The organism is Ochrobactrum sp. SSR (genome assembly GCF_030067775.1).
Taxonomy (GTDB): Bacteria; Pseudomonadota; Alphaproteobacteria; order Rhizobiales; family Rhizobiaceae; genus Brucella; species Brucella teleogrylli.
The window spans coordinates 488,338-500,115 of the sequence record NZ_CP125970.1; the positions used below are offsets into that span (position 1 = coordinate 488,338).

An 11,778-nucleotide genomic window follows, 5' to 3' on the forward strand; every position below is an offset into this window, starting at 1 on the left:
AGTCTGTGTTCGAAAACTTTCCAGTTTGCTAAAGCTCACTATAGCATATGACCATAGATAGTAACCGGCAATCGTTTACGTCTTCTAAAATATTTGAATTTTTTTGGAATAATTGTTGCATAAATAAGTATTGTTTTAATCAATAATGCATCTCTTACTGATGCCTGCTTTTATGGAATAGACGTCAACGCAGGAATGCAGCATTCGCTTCCGTCGTCATGGCCATGGCTTGCATGAGTGCAGCCGCGTGCAACAACCGGTCTTTTTCCGCAGCTCTGGCAGCTTCCGATGCGGCCAGAATCTGGCCTGCGCCAGCCGTGGTGGTTTCAATCAGCATTACAGGCTCGAAAACCGCCAATGTCCGCAGCATGTTGCGGACTGCTAGGCGGACATCCGGCTGGGGATGGTCGGTGAATTGTGCCAGTTCCAGTGCCGCAGAGCCGAGGTTCAGGACGGCCAGCATACCGCGCAAATCCTGATGCGCCTCAGGTGATGCGGCAGAGGTCTCGGTTATGAGCAGACGCGAGATACGGTCAGCACTTTGGCTGATCCACGCCTCGATGGAGATGGAACGTGGCGCCGCACCGATCTTCTTCAGGCTGTCGCGCATGGCGCGCTTCATGCGGCGCTGCGCGGCATAGTCGTTCGGTGGAAAAAGCAGCGAGAAGACAAGCGTGCCAATACCGATGCCGAGAAGCAGCGCAAGCACGCCATTCAGAAAGGACGTGGCGTCGGGTCGCGTGAAATTGTCAGGGCCAATCAAATCCCAGAAAAAAATGGCGAATGCCGATCCTTTGGCGATGGTAGACGGATTGCGCATGGCAAGCCCGGCGCAGATCAGAACGGGCGCTATGACGATGGTGAAGGGGAGGAACCCCCAAATGACGGGCAAAACGCCAAAATTCATGATGGCCGCCACGATTGCGGCAATCGCCGAGCCTTTCAAAAATTCCGTTCCGCTGGCAACCGGGTTTGGCCGGGTTGCGAAAAGCGCGTTGACCACACCAACCACGATGACGAAACCTGGACCGGATGGCCATGCGGTGAAGATCCAGATCGCGGATGCTGCGGCCAGCGCCACAAATGCGCGAATACCGTTGATAAACGCTGCCGTGTGATCGACATGGTAGGAAAGCCGTACACGGTTCGCTTTCGGATGCGCGGTGTCGAGTTCGGCTTCGATGGCGAGTGCCTGTTCCTGAAAACCGAGCATGCTTCTTAGGCGATACAAAAACATCAGCCGCCCGGAAGTGAGATCGGTATTGCCGCTCGTTTCTTCTTCCGCCGTGCGCATGATCTTTTCGCGCAGAGCTTCGAGATCAACGGTTTCGTCGCCATCGGCGATCTGCGCCATGGCGTTTTTGGCTTCCAGCAACAATGGATCGCCGCTCGTGGTTTGTGATGGCATTTCCAATATGGCGCGCACAGCCGATGCCTGTTGCAGCGTGACCACCATCGCCTGCCTGAGATAGCCAACGCTGCGCCTGACCGTGACGGAACTCGCGGCCTTGTACTCAATGGCCGTATCGAAGGCGATGGCATTGCGATAGGCGGTTTGCAGCGCGCCGGTTCCGGCTTCACCGCCCAGCATTTCTGCGCAGAGCTTGGCCGTCTGCCGCATGAATTTTCCAAGCTGCGCACGTGCTTCCTCAAAGGGATTATCGGTGCTGAACAGCCAGGTGATGATGGCTTCGGTCACGATGCCCAATGCAATGTAGATCAACCGCGATACAGCGATTTCAAACACATTTTCCGGGTCGGACAAAGAGTCGATGGCGACGATGGCAGCCGTATAGCCGGCAAGCACCGCGCCATAGGAGCGGAAGTTGCGCAGGCCCGTCGAAAGCGCAGTACAAAGGCCGATCCAGCCTGCGAGCACCAGCAGAAACAGAGTGGGTGTCTGGATGAAGATTGCCGTGAGCAACACCGCGACCACGACGCCGATTGCCGTGCCCATGAGGCGATAGATGCTCTTGGAAACGCTCATTGCACGGCTGCTTTGAGCGACAATCCAGACCGTCATGGCGGCCCATTTCGGGTCATCCATATTCATCAGGAAGGCAATATAAAGCGCGATCAGCGATGCGGCGGTGGTCCGTACCGCAAAAATGAGATCGTTGCGCTTGATGATCATGATGACCGGAAGAAGCTTTTGGCGGTGATATTGCGCATCCTTCGACGCGCGGGCTACGATTGACGTTGATAGCGGTTTTGCACCCGCGTCAAGCATGGAACGGAACACGGTGTCTTCACATTGTCGCGGGTGGACGATATGAGTGCCGTCGTTCAGAGGATTTGGGGATGCAGTTTTGAAAATCGGCGTTGTTACCGTTTCCGACCGCGCAAGCCGTGGCGAATATGAGGATTTGAGCGGCCCGGCCATCGAAGCATGGCTGAAGAACGCCATCGTCACGCCTTACGAAACGGTGAAGCGCGTCATTCCCGACGGGATGGCGTCGGTACGCGATACGCTGATCGCGCTTTGCGATGATGAGGCTTGCGATCTGATCCTGACGACGGGCGGCACGGGGCCAAGCCCGCGCGACGAGACAACAGAAGCCATGCATGCCGTTCTGCACAAGGAATTGCCGGGTTTTGGCGAGTTGATGCGCCGCGTCAGCCTCGAACAAACGCCGACAGCTATTCTCTCGCGCCAGACGGCGGGCAGCCGCGGCAAGAGCTTTATTCTCAACCTGCCGGGCAAGCCTGCATCCATCGCAATGACCTTGCAGGCGGTCTTTCCGGCTATCCCATATTGTCTTGATTTGATCGGTGCTGGCCGTATCGAAACCGACCCGGCGGTCGTCAAGGCACATCGTCCGGGATAGAAACGGGCCAAGCGATTCCCAGTTTGGCCGGGAGTCTACATTCCAATTCGTCCGTTGTCATCACGACGAATTGCGCAACCCTGCTTTGCACTTTTATATGATTTCAATGCTTGCATTTCCCCAAAGTCGCGCTGAATAATAGCGGAAAAAGGGGTACTCAGTGAAGCCATTTGATGAAATGCTCAACCATGGCGGGAATGTCCGGCCACCTTACGAATTTCTCAAACAATGGCTCGACGGCCAGGATTCTGGCAAGCTTCTGCAGAAATCTCAGGACGCAGAAAGCGTCTTTCGCAAGACGGGCATTACTTTCGCGGTTTACGGGGATCAGGAAGCAGCCGAACGGCTTATCCCTTTCGATATCATCCCGCGCATCATTTCCGGTCAGGAATGGCGGCGTCTTTCGCAAGGCATCGAACAGCGCGTCATGGCGCTTAACGCGTTTCTCGACGATATTTATCATCGGCAGGAAATTGTCAGGGCAGGGCGCATCCCGAAAGAACTGATCACCAGGAACGAGGCATTTCTGCCCGAGATGATCGGCTTTCGTCCGCCCGGCAACGTCTATACGCATATTATCGGCGTCGATATCGTGCGCACCGCAGAGAACCAGTTCTACGTGCTGGAAGACAATGCCCGCACGCCGTCCGGTGTTTCCTATATGCTGGAAAACCGCGAAACGATGATGCAGCTGTTCCCGGAGCTGTTCCAGAACGTCAAGGTTCGCCCGGTTGAGAACTATCCGCAATTGCTGCGCCAGTCGCTGGCGAGCGTCGCGCCTCCCGGTACGCAGGGCGTGCCGACCGTCGCGGTTCTGACGCCCGGCATTTATAATTCCGCCTATTTCGAACACGCGTTTCTGGCCGACCAGATGGGCGTCGAACTGGTGGAGGGCAGCGATCTGCGGGTGGTTGATGGGCGCGTCGCCATGCGAACCACGCAGGGCTATCGCGCCATCGACGTGCTTTACCGTCGCGTGGACGACGCCTATCTCGATCCTCTGACGTTCCGTCCGGATTCGACACTTGGCGTCGCAGGTATCATGGATGTCTACCGCGCGGGCAATATCACCATTGCCAATGCACCGGGCACCGGCATTGCCGACGACAAGGCGATCTATTCCTATATGCCGGAAATCGTAGAGTTCTATACGGGCCGCAAGGCGATCCTCGAAAACGTGCCGACATGGCGCTGCTCGGAACCGGACAGTCTGGCCTATGTGCTCGACAATCTGGCCGATCTTGTCGTCAAGGAAGTGCACGGTTCCGGCGGTTACGGCATGCTGGTGGGGCCTGCATCCACCAAGGCTGAACGCGAAGCCTTTGCGAAAAAGCTGAAGGCGCGTCCGCGCAATTATATCGCGCAGCCGACACTGGCGCTTTCCACCACCCCGATCTTTACCGAAAAGGGTCTCGCGCCGCGCCATGTCGATCTGCGCCCGTTCGTGCTGGTTTCCGACCGTATCCGCATCACGCCCGGCGGTTTGACCCGCGTGGCGCTGAAGGAAGGATCGCTGGTGGTGAATTCCAGTCAGGGCGGTGGCACCAAGGACACCTGGGTTCTGGACGACTAGAACTGAAGCAGAAACGAATTTGTACGCAAAATCCGGCATTAAGACCGGCGCGTGAAGATGGAGCCTTAAAGGCTCGATAAGGGGAATGAATTCATGCTTTTAGGCCGCACGGCAAACGGGCTTTTCTGGATGTTCCGCTACATTGAGCGGGCGGAAAATATGGCTCGCCTGGTGGATGCCGGATTGCGTATGGCTCTGACCAAGACGTCCGACGCGCCGGAAGAATGGTCTTCCGTGGTGGTGTCGGCGGGCGCCAGTCAGGCCTTTTCCGCAAGATACGATGCGTATAATGCGGCGAATGTAGCCGATTTCCTGCTGCGTGATACCAGCAATCCGTCAAGCGTGATGTCTTGTTTTGAGACGGCGCGTTCCAATGCGCGCATGGTGCGCACCGCTTTGACGCGCGAGGCGTGGGAAAGCGTCAATGAAGCGTGGATGCTTTTGAAGAAGTCGCTGAGCAAGCCGCTCAAGGAAAGCGACCTGCCGCCGCTTCTCGACCAGATCAAGCGCGAAACGGCACTGATCCGCGGAGCCTTTCACGGGACCATGCTGCGCAACGAGATTTTCGATTTTGCGGGCCTGGGCACATTCATTGAACGCGCCGACAACACCGCGCGCATCCTGGACGTGAAATATTATGTGCTGCTGCCGGCCATTTCCTATGTCGGGACAACGCTCGATAATTATCAGTGGGAGTCGATCCTGCGCTCGGTCTCGGCGCATCGCTCCTATCGCTGGGTCTATGACGGGGATTATCGTCCGGCGCATGTCGCGGATTATCTGATCCTGAACGGACGCATGCCACGCTCGCTTAATTATTGCTATCGCAGCATCAACGAGCATCTGGATTTTCTGTCCAAGGACTATGACAGCCATGCTACCTGTCATGAAACAGGGGAGAAAATCTTTTCGACACTGCAAAATCAGGACATAAGTGCAATCTTCGATGTTGGTCTGCATGAATTCCTGACGGACTTCATCAAATGCAACAACCGGCTCGGCAACGAGATCGCTGAAACCTATAATTTCAATTGAGGTCCTCGCTTGCAGCTCAATATCCGGCACGTTTCGCATTATGTTTATGAACATCCGGTGCCCTATGCGGTGCAGCGTTTGCGTTTGCGCCCGCCGACCGTGCCGGGACAGATGGTGAAGCACTGGGAGCTGACAATCGAAGGCGGCGAACCGGAAGTCTCCTATATCGACGGTTTCGGAAACAAGACCGACCTGGTGCAGCACCAGCGCAATACCAGCGAGATTATCATCACCGCCAGCGGCACTGTCGATGTGGAAGACGGTGTCGGCGTACTCGGTCCGGTCTATGGCTATGCGCCCTTATGGCTGTTCGAACGCGAAACCGAACTGACTCTGCCGGGCGAGGGCATTCGCGCGCTCGCGGGCGAAGTTTCAACCGGGCAGGAGCGGCTTGCCCTGCTTCACGAGTTGATGAACCGCGTCCATGGTTCTGTCGCCTATATGCCCGGCACAACCAGCGTTTTCACCGATGCGGAAACGGCGCTCGGCGCGGGCAAGGGCGTCTGTCAGGACCATAGCCACATCTTCCTGTCTGTCGCGCGGCTGCTCGGCATTCCGGCGCGGTATGTCTCCGGCTATCTCATGATGGAGGGCGTGGAAGACCAGACTGCAAGTCACGCCTGGGCGGAAGCGCATATCGACGGATTGGGTTGGGTTGGTTTCGATGCGGCGAATAATATTTGCCCGAATGATCGCTATGTGCGTCTGGCGACCGGGCTCGATTATCGCGATGCGGCTCCAATTTCAGGCGTTCGGCTTGGTGGAACGGTCGAAAGCCTTGCGGTTCACATCAATGTAGGGCAGTGATCGGACGAGAACGATGATATCGCCTGCCGGATACTGCCGATGACCTATTGCGTTGGAATGAAAATCGATCGTGGCCTTGTGTTCATGTCCGACACCCGGACGAATGCGGGGCTCGACAATATTTCGAAATTTTCTAAGATGCGGAGCTGGTCGAAGCCCGGTGACCGCGTCATCGTCCTGCTCTCGGCTGGCAATCTTGCCACGACGCAATCAGTCGCCAGTTTGCTGGAAGAACGGATGAAGGCGCCCGCTGACCGTCACCCGTCGGTGTTCGACGCGCCGTCCATGTTTCAGGTTGCACGGCTGGTTGGTGATACGGTCAAGGAAGTGATTCAGAGTTCTGCTACCGGCGGCCAGAAGGCAGCGGATGCGTTCGGCGCTTCGTTCATTCTGGGCGGGCAGATCAAAGGCGGCCAACCGCGACTGTTCTATATTTATCCCGAAGGCAATTTCATCGAAAGCTCGGTCGATACTCCGTTTTTCCAAATCGGCGAGAACAAATATGGCAAGCCCATTCTGGTGCGCGCTTATCAGCCGGATATGAGCTTCGAGGATGCAGTGAAGCTGCTGCTCGTCTCGTTCGATTCCACGCTGAAAGCCAATCTCTCTGTCGGCCTTCCGCTGGATATGCAGATTTACGAAACTGATAGCCTCAAGACCGGCGTGCAACGGCGCTTCGAGGCAACGGACCCTTATTACCAGACGGTATCCGAAAGCTGGTCCGAAGCGCTGAAATCGGCGCTCGTACAGTTGCCGCCATTCTGTTTTGAAGACTAAATAGGAAAATTCAGTTGTCTAAAAAAAGACCGGGCATCAGAGGATGCCCGGTCTTTTTTCGTTAGTCTTTCGTCACGGTCTGAATGTAGTTCGCGTCGGCGACCATGTTGAAACCGTGCACGTTGGCACCGGTCACAGCCGTTTCGATCTGCTGGTAAAGGATCGCGAACGGGCTCGTTTCCTGAAACTTCTTCTGAAGATCATGATACATCGCTTCACGCTTGGCAGTATCGCGCTCTTCGGCGGCAGCCATGGTTTCAGCAGTCAGGTCTGGAATATCCCAATGCGCCTGCCAGGCATTGGTGCGCATGGATACATCCTCGCCATTGTTAGGATTGTTGGTGAAGGTCACCGCATTGGTGTGCGGATCCCAATAATCCGGCCCCCAGATGCCGAGAGCCAGCTGATGCTTGCGCGCACGCACCTTGGTCGTCGTCAGCTTGCCGTCGCCTTGCAGGATTTCCACGTCGATACCGGCATTGCGCATGGTCTGCTGGATGTTTTCGGCAATGCCGACGCCTGGCTGCGTATTGCGGACATCGAGCGTCACCTTGAAGCCGTCTTTCAAACCGGCTTTAGTAAGCAGTTCCTTGGCCTTGTCCACGTCGTAAGTGAAAGGCTTGTCATCCACCGCGCCAAACATGCCAAGCGGCAGGAAGGACTGATGGGTGCGACCGATACCCTTGATCAGCTGGGATTCAATGGTGTTGTAATCAATGAGATATTTGATTGCCTGGCGCACTTCCGGCTTTGCAAGTTCAGGGACATTCTGGTTTGCAACCAGATAATAGACGCGTCCCTTGGGGGCGGCGAGAACGTGATACTTGTCGTCCTTGCTCAGCGTTTCAAGGTCACCCGGTTCCAGATTGCGCGCAATGTCGATATCGCCCGCCTGCAAAAGCAGACGCTGCGAGCTGCCTTCCTTCACATGACGATAGATGACGCGCTTCATCGCAGGCTTGGCATCGGCATAATTCTCATTGCGTTCGAGAAGCAGCACTTCATTGGCGCGCCATTGTTTCAATGCGAACGGACCAGAACCGGCATAATTGCCCTTCAGCCATTCATAGCCAAAGTCGGTTTCATAAGGGTGAGCGTCAGTCTTTTCAGTCTTCTGCTCGTGTTCCTTGACCAGTTTGCTGTCCACGATGGATGCAACGCTGGAGGTGAGGCAGTTCAGAACGAAGCTTGGCGCAAACGCCTTTCCGGTGGTGAAAACCAGCGTTTCGTCATCGGTCGCCACGATATTCTGATCGGCATTATCGCGCGTCAGGCCAAACTGGCTCAAGATGAACGCCGGGCTCATGTCCATTTTGATCGCGCGTTGCAGCGAATAGGCAGCGTCCTGTGCCGTCAACGGATTGCCGGAGGCGAATTTCAGGCCTTTGCGAATCTTGAAGGTGATCGAGCGCCCATCCTCCGAGAACGTCCAGCTTTCGGCGATCTGCGGGATGATCTTGGTCGGGTCTTTAGTATCGGTCGTCACCAGACGCTCATAAGTGCTGGTGAGCACTTCCGAGGTGGTGATTTCGAAGATTTCCGCAGGATCGAGCGAGATGACGTCATCAATTCCCATGGCGATGACCAGCGTATCGGCTGGCGTGGCCGCCTGCACAGCCTTTGGTGCCGCTGAAAGCAGCAGGCCAAAAGCCAGTGCGGCGGGAATTGTGCTGCGCAACAGGCGTCGCACAAAGCCAGACTGGAGGCTCGTTCTGGAGGCTGTATCGCGCGGGCGACGATGATTGAAGGACAGGATTCCGGTGGTCATGCAACTTCCCCTTCGGTCACGACGAATGTTTGGGCCGGACCATGCATAGAAAATGCGCCTCATTTTTTGAGCAAGCGGCGGTTCACGACTCGCTTTGGCGCGTCGCCATTAGATTCCTATTTTGGGAAGGTTCACAATATAGAGTGCGTTGATAAGGCAATATTGTGCCCGCAAAAAGAAAAGGCCAGAGAAAATCTCCGGCCCTGTCTCGTATTTTTAAATTCGGGATCAGCCGAATACCTTGAAGCGCTCGCCGTCATCCATGAAGGTCTTTTCGCCGAAAGGCTGTTCATTGGAACCAAACGGCATCTGGGCGCGCAGCTTCCACGACGACGGAATATCCCAGGTCTTGGCGACTTCCGCGTCGATCAGCGGGTTGTAGTGCTGAAGGCTGGCGCCAATACCGGCGTCGGAGAGGGCAGTCCAGACCGAATGCTGCGCCATGCCGCCCGACTGTTCCGACCAGACCGGGAAGTTGTCGGCATAAAGTGCGAACTGCTCCTGCAGGCCCTTCACGACGTTCTGGTCTTCGAAGAAGAGAACCGTGCCAGCACCGGCTGCGAAGCTGTTGAGCTTGCCTTCCGTCTGCGCAAAGGCATCGGCAGGAACGATCTTGCGCAGTTCTTCCTTGGCAATGTTCCACAGCTTGTCGCTTTCAGCGCCAAACAGGATGACTGCACGCGAGCTCTGCGAGTTGAACGATGAAGGCGTGTGCTTGACGGCTTCGCGGATCAGTTCCGCAACCTGCTCCTTTGCGAGCGGGAGGTTCTTGCCAAGAGCATACTGGGTGCGACGCTTCTTGATGGATGCGAGATGGCTGTTGTTCATTCGTTCTAATCCTGATGTTGCAGTAGATTGCGAACTTCCCGACACATCTATCGATGCAGAATGTCCAGAAGTTACATTCATGACGTGCCCCAAGATATTGGGGTCAAACCGTTCAACGCCAGCCCGCTTTTCAGAGACACACTGTCAACAAATTGGGATAGTGAAGCCGCCATTGTTTCCATATTGATCAGCGATAACGGGGCGGAGCCTGTGCGTTGTGGGGAAATTCCCAGCCAAACCGGGGTTTACATCTTGGGCACGATGTTGGAATCTTATTAAATTGGTGGGATTATGGGAAGGACGACGGAACCTGTTCAGAGGGTGAAACCGTCGCGAAATGGGATAGGTCACGATAGTTTGAAGTCTTTTGTCATTATCGGTGGCGGCGCGAGCGGCGTCATTCTTGCGGCGCAAGTGCTGGAGCGCTCGCGTGATGCGATGGTTCGCATTTTTGAGCGATCCGGCCAGATCGGCAGGGGAATCGCCTATTCGACGGAAAATCCCGGCCACCTTCTCAATGTTCGCGCCAGCAATATGAGCGCTTTTCCCGGCAATCCCGATCATTTCCTGAACTGGCTTCACACGCGGCAAACGACGGCAGGCGCTAAAATCGCCAATGAATGGCAACCGCAGTCATTCGCACCTCGCAGGCTTTATCGCGATTACCTGAACGATCTTGTCGAACAATACCGTGCAGGCGACGCACCCAGACTGGTTGTCGATCAGCGCGAGATTGTCGATGTCGTACTCGACGGCGGCAAGCCTGCCGTGGTCACTGAAAAAGGCGAGATTGTTTCCGCAGATGCGGTGATTGTCGCGACGGGCAACGAAACGGCGATTGCCGTTTCTGGCGCGAATGTTGCCGAATACTGGTCCAGTAGCGGCTATTTCGACATTCCGGCTGATGCGCCGGTGGCGATTTTCGGGACTGGACTGTCGATGGTCGATAGCGTGCTATCGCTGCTTGATCGTGGGCATCAGGGAACCATTCATGCGATCTCCCGGCGCGGACTGGTGCCTGCGCGCCATGCGGCGGTGGAGCCGTTTGACGTTGATACCGATTCGTTATTCGTCGCGTCCGGTATTGTCGGTCTGTTGCGTCGCGTTCGCGCTTTGATGCAGGAGGCCGACACTGCGGGTTCGAACTGGCGCGCTGTCATGGATGCGCTGCGACCGCACACGCAGCATATCTGGACGCGGTTGCCGCTGGCGCAACGTGAAAGTTTTCTGCGTCATCTGCGGCCCTGGTGGGACACGCACCGTCATCGTATGGCGCCCGCTGTCGCTGATCGGATCGACGCAGCGCGCGCCTCGGGGCAGCTTGAAATTGCAGCAGGTCGGCTTCTTTCCGTGCAGGAAAACGAAACGGATATGACGATCCGCTATCGCGAGCGTCATACGGGTTCGTTCCAGCGGCTGAAAATCGCGACGATCATCGATTGCCGTGGCGGAAACCCAAGGTTTTCAACGACACGCAATCTCGCCTTGCTTGGCCTTATGGAGCATGGGCTGGCAAAGCCCGATGCGCTTGATCTCGGTCTGGATGTCACCAAGGATTTCCAGCTGATCAATGCGCGCGGTGAACCGTCGGGCTCGTTCTTTGCTATCGGTCCGGTGACGAAGGGCGTCTTCTGGGAATCGACAGCCGTTCCGGATATTCGCGTTCAGGCGGCCAGGCTGGTCGAGACCTTGTTTGAAGGGGAAGCCTGAAACGAATCTTTCGACCAGCGATGCCGTGCTGCTGATCGTTCACCGACAAGATTTTCGTGGCAAGTTGCCCTTAAAGGCAAGGTTGCAGGGGCTGATATGCGGCGAAAGAAAGAGATTCGCGTGGAATTGGCGGCCAAAAAGTCAGAAAATTGCGATAAGCCTCTGATTTGTCCCATATAAACTATCGAAAGCTATTGCCAATATATTGGCTGGCCGGTCATAATAACGACATCGGAATATATGATTCCTCACAACATCTGATCGGGGCATTTCAGTTGCTGCTCGCCTGAGCCGCGCATGCGCCGGATCAGTTGTAAAGCGTTTCCTGCAAAAGTGCCTGACGGTTTTGCGCCCGGAAATTACGACAAAGTGGAGCGCATCTCCAAAAGTGTGAACAGCTTTCGGACCAGATGTGTGTGATTATAGACAGTAAGAGCGGATTGGAGGCCTTG

9 protein-coding genes are annotated in these 11,778 nt (G+C 55.8%); 6 read left to right on the plus strand and 3 right to left on the minus strand.

What is annotated here, in order from left to right:
* Positions 1–184: 184 nt before the first annotated feature.
* On the minus strand, positions 185–2,242 hold the full coding sequence (locus QLQ11_RS13720; protein WP_167836103.1) for an FUSC family protein: 2,058 nt from the start codon (positions 2,240–2,242) through the stop codon (positions 185–187).
* A gap of 67 nt (positions 2,243–2,309) precedes the next feature.
* On the opposite strand from QLQ11_RS13720, the gene mog reads away from it, so the two are divergent.
* The 5 genes from mog to QLQ11_RS13745 all read left to right on the plus strand — a co-directional run bounded on the left by mog (position 2,310) and on the right by QLQ11_RS13745 (position 7,020).
* Positions 2,310–2,828, plus strand: a complete 519-nt coding sequence (mog, locus tag QLQ11_RS13725; RefSeq protein ID WP_109367991.1) for a molybdopterin adenylyltransferase — start codon at positions 2,310–2,312, stop codon at positions 2,826–2,828.
* Between the two features lie 160 nt (positions 2,829–2,988).
* Entirely contained in the window at positions 2,989–4,401 is a 1,413-nt protein-coding gene (locus QLQ11_RS13730; protein WP_109367428.1) for a circularly permuted type 2 ATP-grasp protein, read from the plus strand.
* 93 nt (positions 4,402–4,494) lie between these two features.
* Positions 4,495–5,436 (plus strand): alpha-E domain-containing protein, encoded by a 942-nt coding sequence (locus tag QLQ11_RS13735; RefSeq protein WP_109367427.1) that lies wholly within the window; start codon positions 4,495–4,497, stop codon positions 5,434–5,436.
* Positions 5,437–5,445: 9 nt separating this feature from the next.
* Positions 5,446–6,243 (plus strand): transglutaminase family protein, encoded by a 798-nt coding sequence (locus QLQ11_RS13740; RefSeq protein ID WP_121538823.1) that lies wholly within the window; start codon positions 5,446–5,448, stop codon positions 6,241–6,243.
* Between the two features lie 39 nt (positions 6,244–6,282).
* Positions 6,283–7,020 (plus strand): proteasome-type protease, encoded by a 738-nt coding sequence (locus tag QLQ11_RS13745; protein WP_121538824.1) that lies wholly within the window; start codon positions 6,283–6,285, stop codon positions 7,018–7,020.
* Between the two features lie 61 nt (positions 7,021–7,081).
* On the opposite strand, the gene QLQ11_RS13750 is transcribed toward QLQ11_RS13745, so the two are convergent.
* Positions 7,082–8,788, minus strand: coding sequence for an ABC transporter substrate-binding protein (locus QLQ11_RS13750; RefSeq protein WP_235858990.1), 1,707 nt, complete (start codon positions 8,786–8,788; stop codon positions 7,082–7,084).
* Between the two features lie 228 nt (positions 8,789–9,016).
* Positions 9,017–9,616, minus strand: a complete 600-nt coding sequence (locus tag QLQ11_RS13755; protein ID WP_109367424.1) for a nitroreductase family protein — start codon at positions 9,614–9,616, stop codon at positions 9,017–9,019.
* A 357-nt stretch (positions 9,617–9,973) separates the two neighbouring features.
* On the opposite strand from QLQ11_RS13755, the gene QLQ11_RS13760 reads away from it, so the two are divergent.
* Positions 9,974–11,326: an FAD/NAD(P)-binding protein gene (locus QLQ11_RS13760; protein WP_109367423.1), complete on the plus strand. Its 1,353-nt coding sequence runs from the start codon at positions 9,974–9,976 to the stop codon at positions 11,324–11,326.
* The last annotated feature ends 452 nt before the right edge of the window (positions 11,327–11,778 follow it).